This is a genomic window from Billgrantia montanilacus (assembly GCF_003336675.1).
In the GTDB taxonomy this organism is placed as follows: Bacteria; Pseudomonadota; Gammaproteobacteria; order Pseudomonadales; family Halomonadaceae; genus Halomonas; species Halomonas montanilacus.
The window spans coordinates 244,503-264,924 of the sequence record NZ_QPII01000001.1 but is presented as its reverse complement, the minus strand read 5'-3'; the positions used below and the strand labels follow the sequence as shown (position 1 = coordinate 264,924).

Here is a 20,422-nt window from a genome sequence, read left to right as displayed (position 1 = left end):
ACCGAGCTCATGCCAGATGCCGAGATATCATCAAGTACGGCACAATCAAGCCACGCGACCACCGATGTCGCGATCATCGGTGCCGGGCCTTCCGGTGCGGCAGCTGCAGCCTGGCTGGCGCGACGGGGGCTAGCCGTGGAGGTCATCGAACGCGATCTTTTCCCGCGCTTTTCGATCGGCGAAAGCCTCCTGCCGCAATGCATGGTTCACCTCGAGGCCTGCGGCCTGCTCGAGGCCGCCCAGGCAGGTGACTACCAGGTCAAGAATGGCGCCGCCTTCACCTGGCGCGGCCAGCATGCAGCCATCGACTTTCGCGACAAATTCACCTCCGGCCCCGGCTCCACCTGGCAGGTAGAGCGCGCGGACTTCGACCAGCGCCTGATCGAAGGTGCCATGCAAGCTGGGGCCAGGGTGAGGTTCGGCAGTACCGTCGATGCATTCATTCCCGATCCCGACCGCCCCCGCCTGATGATTACCGACGCAGGCGGTGAGCGCAGCACCCTCGTCGCGCGTTTCGTGCTCGATGCCAGTGGCTATGGCCGTGTGCTGGCCAGACTCACCGGACTCGCCCGCCCCTCCACCCTGGAATCGCGTTGCGCGCTGTTTACGCATGTCGAAGACCGCATCGATTGTCCACGCCATGATCGCGACAAGATCCTGATCGGACTTCATCCCGACTGTGCAGGCGTCTGGTATTGGCTGATTCCCTTCCGTAACGGGCGTGCCTCGGTCGGCGTAGTGGGCGACCGGGCAACGATCAATGCCGCCGCCGAGAGCGATTCCGAGCGGCTGTGGCACTTCATCCATGCTGAACCGCGTCTCGCCACGCTGCTTGCCCGTGCGACAGCAGTGCGCGATACCGGTCGACTGGAGGGCTACTCAGCCGATGTCGCACAGCTGCACGGTCCTGGCTTCGCACTGCTGGGCAACGCCGGGGAGTTTCTCGATCCGGTATTTTCATCCGGCGTGACCATCGCGCTGGACTCGGCGCTGCGTGCCGCCCCTCTGGTCGAACGTCAACTCGGCGGAGAGGCGATCGATTGGGATACGCAGTTCGAATGGCCGTTACGGCGCGGCGTGGCCACCTTCCGCGAGTTTGTCGAGGCCTGGTACGATGGCCGTCTTCCGCGCATCATCTTCAACCAACGACAGACCCCGCGCATTCGTTCAATGATCAGTTCAGTGCTTGCCGGCTATGCCTGGGACTGCACGAACCCCTTCGTCGACGCCAGTCGTCGCCGGCTTAACAGCCTGGCCGAGGCCTGCACCAACGAACCCGACTCTGCCTTTCCCACCTCATGATGGTTATCAACCGGTTACTCATCCTGGCTTTCGTGAGCGCCCTGCTGGCACTGTTCAGTGGTTGTGCCACGCGTCCCGCCCATCCACCGCTGCCCGAACTGGCCATACTGCCTGCGATCGAGGCACGAACGCAGCGCCTGACGTTCACCCATCGAGAGGAACGACATCGATTGCTCGGCGTGCTTCGGCACGATGAGCGGACGCTGCAGCTGGCCCTGCTGAGCCCTCAGGGCCAACGACTCATGACCCTGGTGGTGGATGAGGATGGGGCGCGTTTTCGCCAAGAGGACTCGTTCGATCCACCATTCACGGCGGAGTGGCTCGCCAGTCGCCTCGCCTGGAATCTATGGCCCGCTCACGCGCTGGATCAGGCATTCAGCGACAGCGACTGGAAGCTCTGGAATAGCGCCGCTGGGCGCATCATTGAGTATCGCGGTCGCCCCGTGGTACGCATCACGGGTAGCGATCTATGCCGTATCATCGACGATATCGAAGGCGGCTATCGCCTGTATATTGCCCCCCTTGGCGATGACACCGACCGGACCGAAGCCGCATGCCCAACCGACTGACGCCCCTGCAGAGACAACCCTGTCGGCTCCTGCCACCCGCCCTGGTATGCCCGCTGGGAGATGATCTGGTAGCCATTGCCGGCGCACTATTCAACGGCCGGCGTGCCCTGGTGCGCGACGATGCCTATACGCCAGGTCGCCCGCTACCGCTGGGACGTGTGACCGCGTCACTTCCCGAAACCCACACTTGGCCGCCGGCACATCGCTCGCGCAACAACCAATTGTTGGCCGCGGCGCTGGAGCGACTGTCACCGACGCTCGACGCCTTTCGCCAACGACGTCCCCGGGCGCGCATCGGCGTGATACTCGGCACCAGCACCTCAGGCATCGGTGAAACCGAAACGGCGCTTGCCGCGCGCCAACCCGACGGCAACTGGCCCGCGTCGTTCCACTACCAGCGCCACGAAATCGGCTCTCCGGCATGCTTCGTCGCCGAGCATCTGGGCTTGGATGGGCCGGCCTATACCTTGTCCACCGCCTGCACCTCGAGCGCCCGGGCCCTGGCTAGCGCCAAGCGCCTGCTGGCGACCGGTGCCTGCGACGCGGTCATCGCCGGAGGGGCGGACAGTCTCTGCGGCTTGACCGTCAACGGCTTCGCATCCCTCGAAGCATTGAGCGACAACCCCTGTCAGCCATTCTCTGCCAACCGCGACGGCATCAATCTCGGCGAAGCCGCCGCGTTATTCCTGGTCACCGCAGAGCCCGGTGGCATCCAGCTCAGCGGTTATGGTGAAACCAGCGATGCCTATCATATTTCGGCACCGCGGCCAGACGGCCTGGGCGCCGTGGCCGCCATGCAGGCCGCCCTGGACATGGCGCGCCTGTCGCCCGGGAACATCGATTATCTCAACCTGCACGGTACCGCGACCCGCCAGAACGACAGCATGGAAGCACTGGCCGTCGCACAGCTCTTCGGCCATGACCTGCCATGCAGTTCAACCAAGGCCCTGACCGGGCATACCCTTGGGGCCTGCGGCGCTCTGGAAGCCGCGTTCTGCTGGCTGACCCTGGATGCCCGCCGCCTTCCTCCACAGGTGCATGACGGCAAGATCGATCCGCAACTGCCAACGTTGACCTATGCCGATGCCATACGCTGTGATGTGACCCGAGTAATGAGCAACGCCTTCGCCTTCGGAGGCAACAATATCGCCCTGCTGATGGAGCGCCTTTCATGACTGTCACCGCGACAGCTCCCTGCCCACCTTGTTCGATTGTGCCTTTCGTGCCACATCGCCATGGTATGTGCCTGCTCGACACCCTCCTCGAGGTCGGCCAAGAGCACCTGATCGCCGAAGTCATCCCAAGTCGCGAAGGTCTTTTCGCCGATACCCAGGGCGTTCCCGGCTGGGTCGGTCTCGAGTGGCTGGCCCAAGCCGTTGCGGCGTGGGCCGGCGTTCAGGCCGTGCGTGAGGGTGATGAACCGCGCATCGGCTTCCTGCTCGGAACTCGTCACTATCACTGTGAAACGCCCTGGTTCGCATTCGACCAGCCGGTACGCGTCCACGTCACACTCGACTTTCGTGCCGACAACGGCCTGGGCGCTTTTCGGGGCGAACTGCGCAACAGTGACGGACGCTCTCTTGCCTCAGCCACGCTCAACGTCTTCCAGCCTGACTCTCTCCAGGCGCTGGAAGCCATCCAACGAGGGGGCACCCCATGACCGATACCGTATTGGTCACCGGCTCGAGCCGCGGCATCGGTCGCGCCATCGCCCTGCGACTGGCCCGTGACGGCTTCGATATCGTCCTCCACTGTCGGCACCGACGCGACGCCGCCGATGTCGTTGCCGAACAGATAGCAGCCATGGGACGTTCGGCCCGGGTACTCTGTTTCGACGTGGCCGACCGCCAGGCGGCCCGACAAGCCATCGAGGAGGACACAGAGGCACATGGCGCCTATTACGGTGTGATCTGCAATGCGGGCATCACCGCCGACGGCGCCTTCCCTGCGCTGTCCGACGAGGACTGGGACAGCGTTATCCATACCAACCTCAATGGCTTCTACAACGTTGTCAAACCCCTGGTCATGCCCATGATCCGCCGCCGAGCGCCGGGTCGCATCGTGGTGATGTCCTCGGTCTCGGGACTGATGGGCAACCGGGGCCAGGTCAACTACAGCGCCGCCAAGGCCGGCCTGATCGGGGCGGTCAAGGCCCTGGCGGTGGAACTGGCCAAGCGCCGCATTACCGTCAACTGCGTGGCCCCGGGTTTGATCGACACCGACATGACCGATGAGCTGGTCACCGAGGAAGCCCTGAGGATGATTCCCATGCGTCGTACTGGCAGCAGCGAGGAGGTCGCCGCCACCGTGAGTTTCCTGTGCTCGGACGATGCCGGCTACATCACCCGCCAGGTCATTGCCGTGAACGGAGGGATGTGCTGATGACGAGCAAGGGGCTTCGTAGCAACGGCCTCGGCCGTCGGGTGGTGGTCACCGGCATGGCGGGTTTCTCTCCCATCGGCAACGATTGGTCCAGCATACGTTCGCGGCTCGAGCGTCTTGAGAACGGCATCCAGCATATCGATGACTGGAACGTCTACGAGGGTCTCAATACCCGCCTCGGCGCCCCCGTCGACGATTTCGACCTGCCCTCGCACTATCACCGGCGTGTATTGCGCAGCATGGGACGGGGAGCACAGATGGCCACCCGCGCCAGCGAGCTGGCGCTCGAGGATGCCGGCCTTCTCGGCTCACCGCTTCTGTCCAGCGGAGACATGGGCATCGCCTATGGCGCTTCGGCGGGTGAACCCGATGCCGTAGCCGATTTCGGCAACATGCTGATCAACAAGTCCACCGACGGGCTGAACGCCAACTCCTATATCCGCATGATGGCCCATACGGCGCCGGTCAACATCGGGGTCTTCTTCGGCATACGCGGACGCATCCATACCACCTCGAGCGCCTGCACCTCAGGCAGCCAGGGTATCGGCTACGCCTATGAAGCCATCCGCTTCGGTCGCCAGAAGGCGATGATCGCTGGCGGCTGTGAAGAGCTGTCGGCAGCGGAAGCCGCGGTGTTCGACACGCTCTTTGCTACCAGTACACGCAACGATGCTCCCCACGCCTCGCCTCGTCCCTTCGATAGCGAACGCGACGGCCTGGTGATCGGAGAAGGCGCCGGCACTTTGATTCTGGAGGATCTCGAGCATGCCCAGGCGCGGGGTGCCACCATTCACGCAGAGCTGATCGGATTCGGTACCAACAGCGACGGACGCCATGTCACCCAGCCCGATGCCGGCATGATGGAACAGGCGATCCGCCTGGCGCTGGACGATGCCGGACTGGCTCCCCAGCAGATCGGTTATGTCAGTGCCCATGGCACGGCCACGGATCGCGGCGATATCGCCGAGAGCCATGCCACCCACGAGGTATTCGGCAAGCGCATGCCGATCAGTGCCTTCAAGAGCTTCACCGGACACACACTGGGGGCCTGTGGCGCACTGGAGGCTTGGGTGGCCATCGAGATGATGCGCGAAGGTTGGTTTCACGCGACGACCAATCTCGACTGCCCCGATCCCGCATGTGCCGAACTCGATTACCTTCGTGGTGAGGCACGTCACATCGACTGTGAATATGTGATGAGCAACAACTTCGCCTTTGGCGGGATCAATACCTCCTTGATCTTTCGCCGCTGGACTTGATGAGAAGGAACAATGATGGCATCGAGTACCGAGTACAAATGCCATGCCGGAGCGTTGATGGCTGGAGTGGCGCTGCGTGGCGATGTCGTCACCCTGTGTTGAGTGAATGACCGCCTATCTTGACCTTCTGTTGATAGAGGCACCCGCCGGCAGCAACGGGGCTTGTCTGTCGCGGCTGGGACGCGAGTCGCTGTCGCGGCTCGCTGCACGTCGAAAATTCGACTGCAGCATCGATGGCTGGTCACCCCGTGGGAGCGGGCCGCCCCGGCACCCCGGCCTGCCCGCACCCTGGCAGGCCTGTCTGAGCCATAGCCGGGGCCGGGTCATCGCCGGGCTGGCCAATGTGCCGGTAGGCATTGACCTCGAGAGCACGCGAACCCGACACCTTGAGCGGCTGCACGGCCTGATCGACCTGCTGCCAGAACCGCAAGTTCGCTGTGCCATTCATCGTTCGGCCCATCCATTATCCGCGTTCTATCGCGCCTGGACACTTCACGAAGCCCTGTTCAAGCTCGACAGTCTCTCAGGCCGGTCGCCGGGTAGCGTACTGGAAACGAGACTCTCACGGTTGCTCTCCGGCGGCGGAGTCCAAGCGTGGCAGTGGCAGCATGACGGCTGGACATTGAGCATCTGCAGCCATCAGCGCCGGCTATGCATTCATTCACTCCCCCGGCTGGCGATCGCTCCGGAGACCTCATGGGCTGGATCACCGCATCCGCCAGGAAATACCCGAGTTTCTGCGGCGCTCGATGCCTCGGGCATCCCCGATTGTGACTCGAGGGTGCCGCCAGGCTTGATTCAGTAGCTGTATTCGCCGATGACCAGGGCCGTGACGGTGATCTCGACCTTCAGCTCGTCGGCGGGCATGGGGGCGCAGACGCAGGTCCGGGCCGGGGCATGACCGGTGGGCACCCAGGCATCCCATACCGCGTTCATGGCGGCGAAATCGTGGCCGTCCTTGAGGTAGAGGGTCGCCGTGAGCAGGTTCTCCCGGTTGGAGCCGATCTCGGCGAGCAACGCATCGACTCGCGCCAGCATGCTCTCGGTCTGCTCGGTGATATCGCCCTGGCGCGCCTCGGGCCCGGCGACCTGGCCGCAGAGATAGGCAATGTCGTTGTGGATCACGGCGCGGCTCATACGAGCCTTGGTGTCGTGGCGAACGATGGTCATGGTACCCTCCAATGAGCTAAGACAGCGCAAACTACCGCCGTCGAAATGATCGAGCGTAAATCTTAACGCATCATTCGGCGCAGTCGATGCATTTCAGAACCAAAGGGTCCCACTCCAGGCGTTTCTTGCTAATCCATTCACCACATTCGATGCATTCGCCATACTCGCCTTTCTCGATTCGGGCCAATGCCCCGGTTATGCGTCGCAGAGCCAGTTGTCGGCGCTCCTCCTCTGCCTTGGCCATTGCCTGGCCTTGCATGGCGTCCATGCGCGACAACCGCCCGACAGCGGTCTGGTCGAGCATCACGGTATCGCGAGCACCGCTGCTCGACTGGCTCTCCTCGATCAATTCCACTCGTAGTGTCTCGAGTCGCTCGACGACAGCCGACATATCGAGTTCAGGATGGTTCATGCTTGCCTCCCCCTGCACGCCGGACCGCGTTGATTGAAAAAGCAGGCCTGGCAAACTGCTATCATACGGCGCCCCGCCAACAACATGGCGGGCTTGTTCTGCTGATCTCATCATGCCAGCACTAACGGAGGGCGTCATGGGCTACCGGACCCTATTGCGGGACCATCGAGGCCTGCTCGGCATCGCGTTTCTCGCAATGTTCACCTCGAGTTTGGGTCAGAGTTACTTCATTGGCCTCTTCCAGGCGCCCATCAGCGAACGCCTGGGCCTTACCGCCGGCCAGTTTGGCACCGCTTATGCCCTGGTGACCCTGGTGGCGGGTTTTGCCATGCTGCGCCTTGGCCCCAGTATCGACTGGGTCTCACCGCGACGCTTCGCCGTGATCGTGCTGGCCGCCCTGACAGGCGGCGTGCTGCTGCTGACCCTGTCGCCCTGGTGGGGCCTGGGGGTACTGGGGCTGGGCCTGATTCGCCTGTGCGGCCAGGGAATGATGCCCCACCTCGGCAACACCCTGGCCGGGCGTGAATTCACCACGATGCGCGGGCGAGCCCTGGGGCTGGTGAGTATGGGCGTGATGCTCGGTGAAACCCTGTTGCCACCGCTGATGGCCGCACTGTTGGTCTGGCTCGGGTGGCGGGAATTATGGTGGCTCTTCGCGCTGGTGCTGGCCGGGCTCTGGGTACCACTACTCCTGAGAGGCCCCTGGCCCATGGCGCCCGGCAAGCGGCCGGTGCGCGGCCAGCGCCGTCAAGGGCCACGCCCCTTCCGTGACCCAACCTTCTGGAAGCTTCTGCCGCTGCTGATGGTCCTTCCCATCACCATGACAGGGCTATTCATCTACCAGGCAGTCATGACCGCTGACCTGGGCAGCAGCCTTGGCGTCTATGCCCTGGCACTCGCGGGCATGGGGCTGGCCAAGCTACCCGGCGCCCTGCTCGGCGGCCGCTGGGTCGACAGGCTTGGGCCGGTTCGCCTGGCACGATTCTATCTGCTTCCCTTCGCCCTGGCGCTGGTCGTTGCGATGACATTCGGCGGCCACCTCGGGGTGTGGGCGCTGATGGTCGGCGGCGGGCTTGCAATAGGCGCCCAGGAAGCCATCGCGACAACGCTGATGATACGCATCTGGGGTGTCGAACATCTAGGCACGGTAAGAGCGACACTGAGCGCCTGCATGGTCTTCGCCACGGGCCTGGCACCGGCGGTGCTGGGCATCGCCCTGGACCTGGGTGCCAACTTCGAGATGATCCTCGGTGGCATGCTGGCGTTTCTTGTCGGTGGGTGGTGGTTGGCGCAAGGGGTGTTGGCTAGCCAGGCCACAAGGGCCACCTGATGAGACAACGCCGGCCCAGGGCCGGCGTTGTCGCAAGGATCGCTTGGCCGTTCAGCGCAGCAACAGTACCGGCACGCTGGCCCGTCGCAGCATCGCCGTGGTGGTGCTGCCCACCAGCAGGTGGCGGATGCGCGAATGGCCGTAGGCACCCATCACCAGCAGATCGATGTCATTCTCTTTCTGGTAGGCGCGCAGGGTCTCTTCCACCTCGCCGGCACGGATCGCGCCTTCGGCTTCGTGGCCAGCCTCGCGCAGCGTAGCCAGCGCCCAGTCGAGCTGCGAGCGGTTGTCGCCGGTCTCGGCGCCAACGATCACCACGTGCACGGGAATGCCGTTGAACAACGGACTTTTCGCCAGCATCTCAACGCCCTTGCGGGTGGTCTTGCTGCCGTCGAAGGCGAGCATCACCTGCTCGGGCGTCTTGAAGCCGTCCGGTACCATCAGGATGGGGCGATGCAGGGTTCGCACCACCCGCTCCAGGTTCGATCCCAGATGGTCGGCGGCCTGGTGGGCGGTTTCGCCGCGCTTGCCGATCACCAGCAGCCGAATCTCATCTTGCAGCTCGTCCAGTGTCTCCACCAGGGTGCCGTTGCGCTGACGGGTAGCGGGTTCACTCACACCCACCTCGATGGCCCGCTCCCTGGCCGCCGTGAGCATCAGCCGCCCCTGCTCCTGGGCCACCTTGGCGCGCTGCTCGTCGAGCCGGGAGAGCTCCTCGAGCAGATGCTCGCGGGAACCCAAGCCGATGTTGCCGGAAAGATCCGCCTCGGCGGTCTGGGGATGGTTGTCCACCACGTGCAGAAACGTCAGCGGCGCCTGCAACGCCTGGCTGGCCCAGGCGGCGTAGTCGCACACCCCTTCCGAGAACTGCGAGCCGTCGATGGCGGCCATTACCTGTTCGGTCATCGTGTCGTTTCCTGGCTGGCGTATGTCGTTATAGGTCCTTTCGTTTCTACCTCATCGGCCAGGCCTTTGACCAGACGCCAGGTCAACGCAGCGTGGTTTTTTCAGAAGAAACTATTGCAGGAAGGACGAAATTTCTCCCCTATGCGTCAATACCAGCCGATGCATGGCCCGCGTGCAGGCCACGTAGAGCAGGTTGCGCTCCATGTCGGTGGCATAGTTCTTCGCCGTCGCTTCCGGCACGAGGACCCGGTCGAACTCCAGTCCCTTGGCCATATGGGCCGTGCACACAATGATGCCCCGCCCGAAGGCGGCGCTCTGCTCGCCCAGCAGCTGCAGCCGATCGAAACTGCCATCGAGGGCATCGAACACCTTGCGCGCCTGCTTAGGGGTCTTGCACACGATGCCCAGGGTATTGTGCTCCGACTCGCTGAAATCCCTGGCCATGGCCGCAATGGTGTCGAGTTCGTCGTGCCGGCTGCGGCAGCGGATCACCCGCGGCTCCTCGCCGTGCCGCTCGATCGCCTCGAGGTCAGGATTGGGCGAGATCCGCTGGGCGAAGCGCACGATCTCGATACTCGAGCGGTAGCTCTTGTTGAGCGTCACACAGGCCGCCTGGCGCAGCACGCCGCGTATCTCGTCGGCCTTGGAGGCGCTGTAGGGATTCACCGACTGGTAGGCATCCCCGAGCACGGTCTTCTTGCAAGCGAATAGCCTGCCGATCACCGCATACTGCACCGGGTTGTAGTCCTGCATCTCGTCGATCAGCAGGTGCTTGACGTCTCGCCAGCGGGAATGCACGCCTTCGAGGCGCATCTTGAGATAGATGAGCGGGAAGACGTCGGCGTATTCGAGTCGCCCTCTCGAAGCGGTCTTGAACAGCTCGGGCCGTCCTAGCCAGTCGTAGAAGCCCCTGTAGGTCTCACGCAGCGTCGTTTGCCTTAGCATCGTCTTGATCGCCGCCTTGAGCTGCTTGCGCTCCTCGGGCTCCAGGTCGTAGTTGTACTGGTTGCCGATCTTGCGCTCGATCTCCCAGCTCACCTGCCGGAGACGCTCGTTGGTGGGCAGGTTGCGGTGCTTGCGGAACACCTCCTCCAGCAACCAGGCCGGCACCAGCCGCCGGGCGATCCACAGGTCCTCGGCGGCGAAGCGGTTGGCCTCCACGTGGGCGGCATAGCGGTCCAGCTCGGTCAGGAATTCTGGTGAAGCCTTGTAGCGTAGGCGCGCCTTCATCGCCTCGTCGTCCTTCTCCAGCAGCGCCGTGGTCTGTTCGAAGAAGCTCTCGAAGCGATACTGGCCGTCGAGCAGTTCGTCGGCCAGCTCCTCCATGCCGACCTGGTTGACCGTCTCCTCACCGAGCTCTGGCAGCACGTTGGCGATGTAATCGGAGAACACCCGGTTGGGCGAGATGATCAGGATGTCCTCGGAGCGCAGGGTATCCTTGAAGCGGTAGAGCAGATAGGCGATGCGGTGCAGGGCGATGGAGGTCTTGCCGGAACCCGCCACCCCCTGGATCACCAGCACCTGGGCCTCGTCATTGCGGATGATGGCGTTCTGGTCGCGCTGGATGGTGGCGACGATATTCTTCATGCCCTCGTCGGAGGTGCGACTCAGCTCCTCCTGAAGCACGTCGTCGACCACGTGCACCGCGCTGTCGATCATCAGCTCGATCTCACCACCCTTGATACGGAACTGGCGCTTCAGAGTGACCTGGCCGGCCACCGTGCCCGCGGGGCTTTCGTAGGTGGCGGGACCGCTTTCGACGTCGTAGAACAGCGAGGCGATGGGCGCCCGCCAGTCATACACCCGGCTGACCCTGGCGAGGTCGTCATGGAAGTGGTGAACGCCGATATAGACCGGCTCTTCTTCGACGCCACGGGCGAAGTCGAAGCGCCCGAAGTAGGGGGAGTGGCGCAGCTTTTCGAGCTTCTGACGCCGAACCAGAGCATTGTCGCCGGACATGACGGACTGCTCGATGGCCTCCCGTGCCGAGATCTTCTCGATATGGTCCATCTCGTCGCGATTCGACCAGAGGTACTCCTTTTGGGCCTGAATGTCCTCAGCATAGGCCTCAAGCCGGTTGTCCAGCTCGTTCAGGTTGGCCTCGATGCGCTCGAGGGTATGGTCGAGATGATGGCGCTCGGCCAGTCGCTCGGGACTCTCTGCTTGCTGATTCATCGCGTCTGGTTTGGCTCGGCTCATGTTGAAAGGGAGGTGATGTTGGCGTCAGGTCGCCCCGACCTCACGGGTACTGTGGAACTCGATCTCGGGCCACTTCTCGATGGTCAGCTGAAGCACCGAGCGGTTGGGGGCCATGAACGCCAGTGCCCCAGCGGCATCCCGGGCCAGACGACTGGCATTGGACTGCAGGAAGCGCTTCATCGCCGCGGCATCGGCGCTGCTCACCCACAGCGCCTTGTGCACGGGGACGCTGTCGAAGCTGGCGTCGATCTTGTACTCGGTCAGCAGACGGTGGGCCACGGTCTCGAACTGAAGCTGCCCCACGGCACCCAGTACCATGCCGGTCTTCTCGAGGGGTTCGAAGACCTGGATGGTGCCCTCTTCACCAAGTTCCTGTAGTGCCTTATTGAGCTGCTTGGCGCGCAGCGGGTCATTGAGCCTGGCCACCCTGAAGATCTCCGGTGAGAAGTGCGGGATACCTTCCAGCTTCAGCGTCTCGCCCTGGGTGATGACATCACCAATGCGCAGGCGGCCATGGTTGGGAATACCGATGATGTCACCCGCATAGGCCTCGCTCAGGTGGCTGCGCTCCTGGGCCATGAAAGTGATGGCATGATCCAGCTTGATCGACTTGCCCGAGCGCAGATGCGTGGCACGCAGACCCTGGCGGTACTCTCCCGAACAGATGCGCAGGAAGGCGATACGATCCCGGTGCAGCGGGTTCATGTTGGCCTGGATCTTGAAGACGATACCGGTGAAGTCGGCTTCATCAGGCAGCACCTCTCGCTGCCTGGCTTCCCGGGGCCTCGGAGATGGCGCCCAGGACACCAGCGCCTGAAGAATGTCGCGCACCCCGAAGTTGTTGATGGCCGAACCGAAGAACACCGGAGAGAGATCGCCGGCCAGGAACGCCTGATGGTCGAAAGGCGATGCCGCCTCACGCACGATCTCCACCTCTTCCTTGAAGGTGGCGTGGGCGATGGGAAAGTGCTCGACCAGGTAGGGGTGATCCTCTCCGTCCAGTACCTCGACCTCGCTGTCGGCGGTGTTGTCACCGGGCGTGAACTTGAGCATCTGATGGCGATGCAGGTCATAGACCCCGGCAAACTGCTTACCCATGCCGACCGGCCAGGTGACCGGTGCGCAATCCAGTTTCAGGATATCTTCGATCTCGTCGATCAGCTCAAGGGGGTCTCGAACCTCGCGATCCATCTTGTTGATAAAGGTGATCACCGGCGTCTTGCGCAGCCGGCACACCTCGAGCAGCTTGATGGTCTGGGCCTCGACGCCCTTGGCGGCATCGATCACCATCAAGGCGGCATCCACCGCGGTGAGCACCCGGTAGGTATCTTCCGAGAAGTCCTGGTGGCCGGGCGTATCGAGCAGGTTGATGACGCAGCCCTCATGCTCGAACTGCATTACCGAACTGGCCACCGAGATACCCCGCTGCTTCTCGACCTCCATCCAGTCCGAGGTCGCGAACTGGTTGCTTTTCTTGCCCTTGACGGTACCCGCCGAACGAATGGCCCCGCCGTACATCAGCAGCTTTTCGGTGAGGGTCGTCTTGCCGGCATCCGGGTGCGAGATGATCGCGAAGGTTCGGCGTCTTGCCACCTCCTGCGGCAGAGAGGTGGCGGTATTGACGGTAGCAGTTGATGACATCTTTGACCTGATGGGATCGGGAATGGGGAACCTGAGACCACTGGAGTGACAATGACTGGCTAATCCCAGGCGGGCTCCCGGGTCGCAGTCGACTCCTGTGCGCCGAGCACCGGATCATAGTGGCGCCAGAACGCCGAGCAGATTCCCGGTCCTGCGCCCAGCAGCAACGCCGCATCGATGGGATTGAGCGCCTGGTCGGCCTCCAGCGCCAGATCGGACAGCGTGCGGTGGCCGGAAATGCGCTGGCCCATGAACAGCAGGTCGTAATCCACACAGTTGTCCTGCTCGGGACGCTGCTGATCGATACTGACGTAGCCCTGCTCCAGCAACTGCTGGACGCGCGGCGATAAGGGGAGTGTCTCGCTACTCATCATTTCTCCCTCTGAAAACGCCAGGAACGCACGCCGCGCACCAGAGCGCGGTTGGCGGTACTAAGGAATCGCCCCCGCTCCATGATGGCCGAGGTGACGCCTGAGCCATGCATGTCCTGATACACCACCAGCAGGGTGGCACGGCTATCGATGGGAAGATGATCATGCACACTGACCCAGCCATCCTCCGGGGAGAGCTGCTCTGCATCGGGCAGGAAGGCCCCTTGAGCACTCATAAAAATATCCTTTCAGCTTGTCCTATAGACAGGCAGCCAGCCGCATCGGACGACGACAGGCAGAGCTGCGAAATGCCAAGCAGGTAGGGATAACAGTAGCGCTAGGGCGGACTGGGGAGGGTGTCGGTGAGTAACTGAGTCATCGGATTGCTCCTCCTACAGTTACCAGCGACCTCAAGAAAGGTATCTGGATAAACGAGTCAATAGGTTTCTAGAATAACAAACTTGGACGCTTATTCAAGCGAAGGGGCGCTGCCGCCCTGTATCTCCACCAGCAGGTTGGCATATAGCACGGCCTCCTGATTGCCGCTGGCGATCAGTTGGAGGTGCCTGAGGTGGTGACGCTCTCGACACGTTTCCAGGAGGGCCATGGCCAGCTCTGCCGCCAGGCGATCCTGCAGCGGTGGCAGGCCGGCCTGCTGTGGCAACGGAAGGGCAAGCGATGCCACCTCATGGCGGTTGGCCACTCGCAGCGCATTGCGATAGCTCAGCAGCAGCTTTCGCCACTCGTCCTGGCCCCCCTCCTCGGGCGGCATGAATTTGATAACCTTGGGGGTGGTACCGAGCAGTGACCAGGCCATCCAGGCCTGCCCCACGGCCGCGCTTCCCAAGTCGCGACGCTGCGCGTCGGTAGCCGGAACCACCATGGCATCGAGGACGTCTTCATCGAGATCCTGCTGGAGCATCACTTTCAGGGTCACGTCGTCTTGTATCAGTTTCAGCATCTATCCTCACTCGGCACAGTCGATGCATTTGAGCACGGCCGGGTCCCACTCGAGTCGTTTGGCGGCGATCCACTCGCCACACTCGATGCACTCGCCGTACTCCTCTCGAACGATTCGGGCCAGGGCGGTATTGATCCACCGGATCGCCAGCTGTCGACGATCCTCCTCGGCCATGGCCATGGCCTGACCCTGCAGGGCATCCATGCGCGATAAGCGGCCCACGGATTGTTGATCGAGCATTACCGTGGCGCGGCTCTCCTTGCTCTGGTAGCTCTGGTCGATCAGCGCCTCCTTGGCATCTTCCAGCTGCCGGGTGATCCTTTCGATGTCGATATCCGGATGATTCATCCCTGGTCCTCTATATCTTATGGATCAAGGAAGAAGGCGATAAGAACCGCCACCGATCCACTGGCCGAAAGATCCAACATAGCCGCTTTGTGCAAGACTTTGTAGCGCCGGCGCCAGGCGTCACGCGAAGACCTGAGCCCACTCGCCGCGCTTGGCCAAGAAGCCGCGTGCGATCTCCTTGGCGCCCTCCAGGCTGTGGCTGGCCGCCCAGCCGCACTGCTTCTCGTTGCAGGCGGGGACTTCGGTGGCCTCGAGGACGTCCTTCAGGGTGCCTTCCAGCAACGCGAGCACGCCTTCGTAATCGTCGTGGTTGATCATTGCCACGTAGAAGCCGGTCTGGCAGCCCATCGGGCTGATATCGACTACCTTGTCGGAGTGATTGCGAGACAGCTCGGCCAGCAGGTGCTCCAGGGAATGCAGCGCGGGCATCTCCATGTGCGCCAGGTTGGGCTGGCAGATTCGCATGTCGTACTTGTGGATGCAGTCGCCGTTCTCGCCGGTCTTGATATCGGCCAGCCGCACATAGGGTGCCTTTACCTTGGTGTGGTCCAGGTTGAAGCTTTCGACGTTCACCTTCTGCTCGGTCATGGAAATCCTTTGGGGTGATGAGGCACAGACCAATCCGACCTGTGCCGGTTTATGATGGGTTCAGAGAACCGGTGCGTCGTAGCCGTGGGGCTCGTCGGTATAGACGCAGACGTTGGCGTAGTGCACGTCGCCTTCCGGGGACTCGACGTGAGTGGCGAAGAATGCCTTGATCTCACGGCGGCTGCAGTGCGCCTCGAAAGCCTCTCGGCTGGCCCAGGTTTCGTGGAAAACGATGGGGTAGCTGGCCCCCTGGGCATTAGGATGATCAATCTGGCGGGTTACCGTGTAATGCAGGCAGCCGTCCTCACGATGGGTATTCGGCTCCAAGGCCTGGAGCGCCTTGAACAGGGCTTCCTCCCTGCCAGGCTTGGGCTTGAAGTTGGCGATGCAGTAGATCTTCTGGGACATCGTGTCTCTCCGTGTCGTCTGGATCAGAGCCTGGCGGCATCGCGCAGCGCCTGGGCACGATCGATCCGCTCCCATGGAAAGGCCGTGAAGGTCTCGGTCTGCTCCTGCCCCTTGTCGTCCTTCCAGCGGTAGGAAGTCTCGATGGGCTCGCGGCCGAAATGACCATAGGCCGCGGTGAGCTGATACATGGGGTGCAGCAGGTCGAGCATGCGGGTGATGGCGAAGGGACGCAGGTCGAAGTGCTCGCGCACCAGCTCGATGATGCGCGCCTCGTCCACCTTGCCGGTGCCGAAGGTATTGATCGACACCGAGGTGGGCTGGGCCACGCCGATGGCGTAGGAAACCTGGATCTCGCACTTGTCGGCCAGGCCGGCGGCGACGATGTTCTTGGCCACGTAGCGGCCGGCGTAGGCGGCGCTGCGGTCGACCTTGGAGGGGTCCTTGCCGGAGAAGGCACCGCCCCCATGGCGTGCCATGCCGCCGTAGGTATCGACGATGATCTTGCGCCCGGTCAGCCCGCAGTCGCCGACCGGCCCACCGATGACGAACTTGCCGGTGGGGTTGATATGGTACTGGGTCGCCTCGGTGAGCCACTCCTCGGGGATCACCTGCTCGATGATCTCGTGCTTGACCATCTTGCGCAGTTCGACCTGGTCGATCTCCGGGTCGTGCTGGGTGGAGAGCACCACTGCCTCCACGCCGCAGGGCATGCCGGCCTCGTCGTAGCGGAAGGTGACCTGGCTCTTGGCGTCCGGGCGCAGCCAGGGCAGCAGGCCGTTCTTGCGCAGCTCGGCCTGGCGCTCCACCAGCCGGTGGGCATAGTGGATCGGCGCCGGCATGAAGGAGTCGGTCTCGTTGGTGGCATAGCCGAACATCAGCCCCTGGTCGCCGGCACCCTGGTCCTCAGGCTTGACGCGGTCGACCCCCTGGGCGATGTCCACGCTCTGCTTGCCGATCAGGTTGAGCACGCCGCAGGTCTCGCCATCGAAGCCCACCTCGGAGGAGGTGTAGCCGATACCGGTGATGACCTCGCGCACCAGCGCCTCGAGATCGACCCAGGCCGAGGTGGTGATCTCGCCGGCAACGATGGCCACGCCGGTCTTGACCAGCGTCTCGCAGGCGACACGAGCCTGCTTGTCCCGGGCGATGATGGCGTCCAGCACCGCATCGGAAATCTGATCGGTGATCTTGTCCGGATGTCCTTCGGACACGGACTCGGAGGTGAACAGGGAGTATTCGCTCATCGAAAATTCCAGGTAAATAAGTAGAAAAAGGCGTTAGCTGGCTCGGTGATACCCGCCGAGAACACCCTGTTTGCTAAGCACGAACTGCCAGAGCTGGATGTCGCGAGCCCGGAAGGCACCGGCACAGCTCAGCAGGTAGTAGCGCCACATGCGGTAGAAACGCTCGCCGTAAGACTCGGCGAACTGCGGCCAGGCGGCCTCAAAGTTCTCGTGCCAAGCCATCAGGGTCTTGTCGTAATCGGCGCCGAAGTTATGCACATCCTCGACCACGAACAGCTCCTCGGCGGCGTCGGTCACCTGCCCCATGGCGGGAAGCTCGCCGTTGGGGAAGATGTACTTGTCGAGCCAGGGGTCCGGCGAGGTGTTCCGCACGTTCTTGCCAATGGTATGCAGCAGGAAGAGGCCATCGTCCCTCAGGCAGCGGTGGGCCATTTCCATATAGGTGCGGTAGTTCTTGTGGCCGACGTGTTCGAACATCCCCACGCTGACAATACGATCGAACTGCTCGGCTTCGTCGCGATAATCCTGCAACCGGAACTCCACCGGTAGGCCACGCTTCATGAGTTGCTTGCCGTATTCAGCCTGCTCGCGGGAGATGGTCAGGCCGACGCATTCCACACCGTAGTGTTCCGCGGCATAGGCCATGAAGCTTCCCCAGCCACAGCCGATATCAAGCACGCGCATTCCCGGCTCGAGTTCCAGCTTGCGACAGATGAGGTCCAGCTTGGCCTCCTGCGCCTCCTCCAAGTTGGAGGCTTCCTTCCAGTAGCCGCAGGTGTAGGTCATGCGCGAATCAAGCATGGCGGCGTAAAAATCGTTGCCGATATCGTAGTGGGCCTCGCCCACCTGCCAGGCGCGCCTGGCGCTCTGCCGGTTCAACAACCTTGAGCTGATCGCATGATAGAGAAGCTTGCTGATATTGACCTTTTCCGGCAGCTGAGCACGAATCAAGCGGTAGAAGAATTCGTCCAGCCGCTCCGCATCCCAGTCGCCGTTCATGTAGCTTTCGCCAAGCCCGAGATTGCCTCGCGAAAGCGCATTGTCGATGACCCCATGGGCGTTGAACCGGATATCCCAGGGACGACTCCCGTTGATATGGATATCGGCCTGTTCCAGCAAATCGGCAACGAACCGCTGCGAGGAGGCGGTTTCGTCAAAAAAGGCGGTATGCGCGAACTTTCGTTGGTTCAAGGTACGTGTCCTTTTTGTTCCCGTCAGGGAATTTCTGTCAGGGTCCTCTCATTGAATATGGGTTGATGGAAATGATCTCAGGGCGGCGTCAGAGTCATGACATGGGCTCCACCAGGCTTTGGTAGGCTTTACCGAGAAATAAGCCGGCACACGGCATGCCGGCCCCAGCAAGCATCATTCGCTACAGATATGGGCAACGAGAGCGTCGGCGAAGGTCTCGGTCGTGCCCTTGCCACCGAGATCTGGCGTCACCTGCTCGGCGCTCGACTTCAGCACGCTGCGGATGGCGCCACGCACCCTGTTGGCCTTTTCCTGCATGCCGAGATGGTCGAGCATATCGGCGGCGGCCAGCAGCAACGCACAGGGGTTGGCGACACCCTGACCGGCGATGTCGGGCGCCGAGCCGTGCACGGCCTCGAAAATGGCCACGTTTTCACCGATGTTGGATCCCGGAGCCAGCCCCAGGCCGCCGACGAGCCCGGCACACAGATCGGAGAGGATGTCGCCGAACAGGTTGGTCGTGACGACGACGTCGAACCGATGAGGGTTCATCACAAGCTGCATGCAAGCGTTGTCGACGATCATCTCCTCGAATTCGATCGCGGGGTACTCCTTCGCCACCTCACGCGCCACGTCGAGGAACAGACCAGAGCTTGACTTGATGATGTTCGCCTTGTGCACGGCGGTCACTTTCTTGCGACCTCGCTGCTGGGCCAACTCGAAGGCATAGCGCACGATGCGTTCCGATCCCTTGCGCGTCACGCGGATCGACGAGAGCGCTGTCTCGCCATCCTCTGACATGCTCTGCCCCTCGGAGAGATAAGCCCCTTCGGTGTTCTCGCGCACGGTGATCAGATCGATATCGTCGTAGCGAGAACGGGTACCGGGAAAGCTGATTGCCGGTCGAACATTGGCATAGAGGTCAAAGTGGAGACGTAGCTGCACGTTGATCGAGGAGAACCCTTTGCCAATGGGCGTAGTGAGCGGCCCTTTCAGCGCAATGCGGTGCCGCTCGATGGCCTCGAGCGTCTCCTTGGGTATCAGCGTGCCATGCTTGTCGAGTGCCTCCAGCCCGGCTTCGAAGAATTCGTAGTGAAAGCCGCAATCCAGCGCATCCAGAACACGCAGGGTGGCTTGCATGATTTCGGGGCCGATACCGTCCCCTCTCAGAACCGCAATCGTCTGGCTCATGAGCTTTCCTCCTCGGACAAGGTGCAGTTGGAGCAAGACAAATAAAAAAGCCGACACGCTTCCCGCAGGAAGGGCCGGCTCGGGTAATCGTTATCGCAGTAGCAGAACCGGTATTTGGCTGCGACGCAGCATCGCCGTGGTGGTGCTACCCACCAGCAGGTGGCGAATACGCGAATGGCCGTAGGCACCCATCACCAGTAGATCGATGTCATTCTCTTTCTGGTAGGCGCGCAGGGTCTCCTCCACCTCGCCGGCGCGGATCGCTCCTTCGGCCTGGTGACCGGCCTCGCGCAGCGTCTTCAGTGCCCAGTCGAGCTGCGAGCGATTGTCCCCGGTCTCGGCACCGACGATCACCACATGGCAGGGAATGCCATTGAACAGCGGGCTCTTGGCGATCATCTCCACGCCCTTGCGCGTGGTCTTGCTGCCATCGAAGGCAATCATCACCTGCCCGGGCGTCTTGAAGCCGTCCGGTACCATCAGGATGGGGCGATGCAGGGTGCGCACCACTCGCTCCAGGTTGGAACCCAGGTGGTCGGCGGCCTGGTGGGCGGTCTCGCCGCGCTTGCCGATCACCAGCAGGCGGATCTCGTTTTCCAGCTCACTGAGCGTCTCGACCAGGGTACCGTTGCGCTGGCGGGTGGCGGGGTCACTCACGCCCACCTCGATGGCCCGCTCCTTGGCTGCCTTGAGCATCAGTCGCCCCTGCTCCTGGGCCACCTTGGCGCGCTGCTCGTCGAGCTGGGAAAGCTCTTCGAGCAGGTGCTCCCGGGAACCCAGTCCGATGTTGCCGGAAAGGTCCGCCTCGGCGGTCTGGGGGTGGTTGTCCACCACGTGCAGGAAGGTCAGCGGCGCCTCCAGCGCCAGGCTGGCCCAGGCGGCGTAGTCGCACACCCCCTCCGAGAACTGTGAGCCGTCGATGGCGGCCATTACTTGGTCTGTCATAGCTT

General features: G+C 62.6%; 23 protein-coding genes. 8 read left to right on the top strand and 15 right to left on the bottom strand.

What is annotated here, in order from left to right:
• The first annotated feature begins 9 nt into the window (after positions 1-9).
• From DU505_RS01235 to DU505_RS01200, 7 genes are all read left to right on the top strand, one after another.
• Entirely contained in the window at positions 10-1,302 is a 1,293-nt protein-coding gene (locus tag DU505_RS01235) for an NAD(P)/FAD-dependent oxidoreductase (RefSeq protein ID WP_114477169.1), read from the top strand.
• The gene (locus tag DU505_RS01230) at positions 1,299-1,871 is read left to right on the top strand and encodes a DUF3261 domain-containing protein (RefSeq protein WP_114477168.1); all 573 of its coding nucleotides are present in this window, start codon (positions 1,299-1,301) and stop codon (positions 1,869-1,871) included. Before DU505_RS01235 ends, DU505_RS01230 begins: the two co-directional genes overlap by 4 nt.
• Positions 1,856-3,046, top strand: a complete 1,191-nt coding sequence (locus DU505_RS01225; RefSeq protein WP_114477167.1) for a beta-ketoacyl-[acyl-carrier-protein] synthase family protein — start codon at positions 1,856-1,858, stop codon at positions 3,044-3,046. Before DU505_RS01230 ends, DU505_RS01225 begins: the two co-directional genes overlap by 16 nt.
• Positions 3,043-3,531 (top strand): hotdog family protein, encoded by a 489-nt coding sequence (locus DU505_RS01220; RefSeq protein WP_114477166.1) that lies wholly within the window; start codon positions 3,043-3,045, stop codon positions 3,529-3,531. The genes DU505_RS01225 and DU505_RS01220 overlap by 4 nt, the downstream gene beginning before the upstream one ends.
• A complete protein-coding gene (fabG, locus tag DU505_RS01215; protein ID WP_114477165.1) occupies positions 3,528-4,253 on the top strand; it encodes a 3-oxoacyl-ACP reductase FabG in 726 nt (241 codons plus the stop codon). Before DU505_RS01220 ends, fabG begins: the two co-directional genes overlap by 4 nt.
• Complete coding sequence (locus DU505_RS01210; protein ID WP_114477164.1) at positions 4,253-5,512, top strand: beta-ketoacyl-ACP synthase; 1,260 nt, start codon at positions 4,253-4,255, stop codon at positions 5,510-5,512. Before fabG ends, DU505_RS01210 begins: the two co-directional genes overlap by 1 nt.
• 106 nt (positions 5,513-5,618) lie before the next feature.
• Positions 5,619-6,317: a 4'-phosphopantetheinyl transferase family protein gene (locus DU505_RS01200; protein ID WP_181872695.1), complete on the top strand. Its 699-nt coding sequence runs from the start codon at positions 5,619-5,621 to the stop codon at positions 6,315-6,317.
• On the opposite strand, the gene DU505_RS01195 is transcribed toward DU505_RS01200, so the two are convergent.
• Both DU505_RS01195 and DU505_RS01190 read right to left on the bottom strand, forming a co-directional pair.
• The gene (locus DU505_RS01195) at positions 6,311-6,682 is read right to left on the bottom strand and encodes a RidA family protein (protein ID WP_114477163.1); all 372 of its coding nucleotides are present in this window, start codon (positions 6,680-6,682) and stop codon (positions 6,311-6,313) included. The two genes, DU505_RS01200 and DU505_RS01195, sit on opposite strands and share 7 nt — an antisense overlap.
• A gap of 70 nt (positions 6,683-6,752) precedes the next feature.
• Positions 6,753-7,094 (bottom strand): TraR/DksA family transcriptional regulator, encoded by a 342-nt coding sequence (locus DU505_RS01190; RefSeq protein ID WP_114477162.1) that lies wholly within the window; start codon positions 7,092-7,094, stop codon positions 6,753-6,755.
• Between the two features lie 112 nt (positions 7,095-7,206).
• Between DU505_RS01190 and DU505_RS01185 the strand changes: the two genes are divergently transcribed.
• On the top strand, positions 7,207-8,424 hold the full coding sequence (locus DU505_RS01185) for an MFS transporter (RefSeq protein ID WP_245947731.1): 1,218 nt from the start codon (positions 7,207-7,209) through the stop codon (positions 8,422-8,424).
• Between the two features lie 51 nt (positions 8,425-8,475).
• Here the strand turns inward: DU505_RS01185 and DU505_RS01180 are convergent, their stop codons facing one another.
• The 13 genes from DU505_RS01180 to DU505_RS01120 all read right to left on the bottom strand — a co-directional run bounded on the left by DU505_RS01180 (position 8,476) and on the right by DU505_RS01120 (position 20,417).
• Positions 8,476-9,330 carry a universal stress protein gene (locus DU505_RS01180; protein ID WP_114477160.1) on the bottom strand — a complete coding sequence of 285 codons (855 nt, stop codon included), beginning with the start codon at positions 9,328-9,330 and terminating at the stop codon, positions 8,476-8,478.
• Between the two features lie 111 nt (positions 9,331-9,441).
• Complete coding sequence (locus DU505_RS01175) at positions 9,442-11,505, bottom strand: HelD family protein (RefSeq protein ID WP_114477159.1); 2,064 nt, start codon at positions 11,503-11,505, stop codon at positions 9,442-9,444.
• Positions 11,506-11,553: 48 nt separating this feature from the next.
• Positions 11,554-13,170 carry a peptide chain release factor 3 gene (locus tag DU505_RS01170; RefSeq protein WP_114477158.1) on the bottom strand — a complete coding sequence of 539 codons (1,617 nt, stop codon included), beginning with the start codon at positions 13,168-13,170 and terminating at the stop codon, positions 11,554-11,556.
• 59 nt (positions 13,171-13,229) lie between these two features.
• On the bottom strand, positions 13,230-13,541 hold the full coding sequence (locus tag DU505_RS01165) for a hypothetical protein (RefSeq protein WP_114477157.1): 312 nt from the start codon (positions 13,539-13,541) through the stop codon (positions 13,230-13,232).
• Positions 13,541-13,777, bottom strand: coding sequence for a hypothetical protein (locus DU505_RS01160; protein WP_114477156.1), 237 nt, complete (start codon positions 13,775-13,777; stop codon positions 13,541-13,543). Before DU505_RS01160 ends, DU505_RS01165 begins: the two co-directional genes overlap by 1 nt.
• Before the next feature lie 233 nt (positions 13,778-14,010).
• The gene (locus DU505_RS01155; RefSeq protein ID WP_114477155.1) at positions 14,011-14,502 is read right to left on the bottom strand and encodes a hypothetical protein; all 492 of its coding nucleotides are present in this window, start codon (positions 14,500-14,502) and stop codon (positions 14,011-14,013) included.
• A 6-nt stretch (positions 14,503-14,508) separates the two neighbouring features.
• On the bottom strand, positions 14,509-14,850 hold the full coding sequence (locus tag DU505_RS01150; RefSeq protein ID WP_114477154.1) for a TraR/DksA family transcriptional regulator: 342 nt from the start codon (positions 14,848-14,850) through the stop codon (positions 14,509-14,511).
• A gap of 120 nt (positions 14,851-14,970) precedes the next feature.
• On the bottom strand, positions 14,971-15,438 hold the full coding sequence (locus DU505_RS01145) for an S-ribosylhomocysteine lyase (protein WP_114477153.1): 468 nt from the start codon (positions 15,436-15,438) through the stop codon (positions 14,971-14,973).
• A gap of 60 nt (positions 15,439-15,498) precedes the next feature.
• Positions 15,499-15,846 carry a putative quinol monooxygenase gene (locus tag DU505_RS01140; RefSeq protein ID WP_114477152.1) on the bottom strand — a complete coding sequence of 116 codons (348 nt, stop codon included), beginning with the start codon at positions 15,844-15,846 and terminating at the stop codon, positions 15,499-15,501.
• A 23-nt stretch (positions 15,847-15,869) separates the two neighbouring features.
• A complete protein-coding gene (gene metK / locus DU505_RS01135) occupies positions 15,870-17,090 on the bottom strand; it encodes a methionine adenosyltransferase (protein ID WP_114477151.1) in 1,221 nt (406 codons plus the stop codon).
• Positions 17,091-17,123: 33 nt separating this feature from the next.
• Complete coding sequence (gene cfa, locus DU505_RS01130; RefSeq protein ID WP_114477150.1) at positions 17,124-18,281, bottom strand: cyclopropane fatty acyl phospholipid synthase; 1,158 nt, start codon at positions 18,279-18,281, stop codon at positions 17,124-17,126.
• A 174-nt stretch (positions 18,282-18,455) separates the two neighbouring features.
• Positions 18,456-19,472, bottom strand: coding sequence for an isocitrate dehydrogenase (locus tag DU505_RS01125; RefSeq protein WP_114477149.1), 1,017 nt, complete (start codon positions 19,470-19,472; stop codon positions 18,456-18,458).
• Positions 19,473-19,562: 90 nt separating this feature from the next.
• Positions 19,563-20,417, bottom strand: a complete 855-nt coding sequence (locus DU505_RS01120; RefSeq protein WP_114477148.1) for a universal stress protein — start codon at positions 20,415-20,417, stop codon at positions 19,563-19,565.
• Positions 20,418-20,422: the final 5 nt, after the last annotated feature.